This window comes from Niveispirillum sp. KHB5.9 (assembly GCF_048066115.1).
GTDB lineage: Bacteria > Pseudomonadota > Alphaproteobacteria > Azospirillales > Azospirillaceae > Niveispirillum.
Map to the genome: position 1 here is coordinate 1 of NZ_JBLTYX010000061.1, position 1700 is coordinate 1700.

Here is a 1700-nt window from a genome sequence, read left to right on the forward strand (position 1 = left end):
ATTGCGGTCCACCACGAAGCAGACACGGCGGAAGCGTTTGGATTCCAGCAGACGCGACAGCATGGCGATGGCCAGCTTGGTCTTGCCTGTGCCCGTCGCCATGGCCACCAGCATTTGCCGTTCATCGGCAGCCAAGGCCTCTTCGACCTTCTCGATGGCCTTTCGCTGATAGGGTCGCAGGTCGAAGCCGAAATTCATCGGCATGGCGGCCAGCGCCGCGTGGGCGGCGTCCCGGTCCATCGCCAACTGGCCGCGCAAACCTTCCGGCGTTGGCCAGTCGGTCAAGGCCCGGCGACGGTTGGTGGGTTTGCGGGTGTCCCGGAACCAGATGCCAGACTCGGTCTCAATCTGCTTCAGATATTCGCGGCCATTGGTGGCAAAGACGAAGGGAACGCGGAACTCACTGGCCGACCCGACAAGCTCCATGCCATCGGTCGTCTTCAGACCCTTTGCATAACGCTCGGCTTGGTCGATGGAGGCCGAGACATTCTTGCGCTTGCGTTTAGCCTCCACCACGCCCACGCAGGTGGTGTCGAGGAACAGCGCATAATCGGCGGGGCCGGTCTCGGTCGGCCATTCCGCGATGGCCATGGTTTTGCCCTTGGCCGGGCGGGCGCCGGATTTGAAGGTCAGGGCCTGACTATCGACATCCCACCCCCGGTCACGAAGCTGGCGGTCAATGATGGTACGGGTCGCTGATTCGTCCAGGTCGATGGCGGCGGCAGCAACCTTCGCGGCCTCGACCACAGCGTCGATACTGGCCGGGGCGGCGGTCGCTGCCTGCTGGGCCGCCTCCAACTCCTGCTGAAGCGCCGCGTGCTTGGCCTCGAACGCGGCCAACTGCCGTTGCAGCGCCTGCTTCTCTTCGGCTTCCAGGCGGGCTTTCTCTTCAGCGGTCTGGCGGGCCTGTTCTGCTTCCTGGGCTGTCAATTGCGCACGCTCGGCGTCCGTCATGGACTGCCGATACTGCTCACGCAAACGCCGCAGCTCCTCCGCCACCACGGCATCCACGCGACGTGGATCGGCGGGGGGAACAAACGGCTTTGGCTGGAAGCCCTGGTTCTTGTCATAGGCGCGGTGGAACCAGATCGACAATTGCCACGCCAGTTTCAGGCCGGTGAGCGCCGAATTCTGATCTCCGAAGCCCTGATGGGTCGCCTTATTGCCCATGAGCCGGATTTCATGGAACAGGCGGGCCGCATCACGCGGGATCGCCCCGCGATCCTCCAGCCGGTGAAGCAGGTCATTCTGGTTCTCACCCGTCCCCTCGAAGGCGCCGACTCTGGCCGCGATGATCTGGGCCATCACTTCGCCGAACTGGCGCAGCTTGATCAGAGCCGTATTGCCATCCTCACGGAAATACCGTTCGGCCAACGAACCCAATTCGACAAGCTGGGCGTGGCGGCTCAGGAAGCTGAAATTGGGCGAAGGGACTACCATCGACACTACCTATTTCGGCGAATGGCCGAAGAGTATAGGCAACTCCAACGGGCAGCAAGATTCTGCCCTTCTTCCCGTGGAGCGAGACCCAGCGGCTTCATCGCCGACTCACGAAACCACTCACCATATTTTACGCAAAACATTGTGAGTTGAGGAAATCTGCGGCTGTCGGAGGTCCAATCCCCTTGACGACTCGACTACTCACCATATTATATCCAGATAGCATAGTAATATGGTGAGTGTGATGGCGGGCAAGCAGG

At 61.5% G+C, this 1700-nt stretch carries 1 protein-coding gene; it reads right to left on the reverse strand.

Going from position 1 to position 1700, the window contains the following annotated elements:
* Positions 1–1440, reverse strand: a 1440-nt coding sequence (locus ACM9HJ_RS30920) for a DEAD/DEAH box helicase family protein (protein ID WP_416575657.1), incomplete at its 3' end; no start/stop codon positions are given.
* Positions 1441–1700 lie beyond the last annotated feature (260 nt).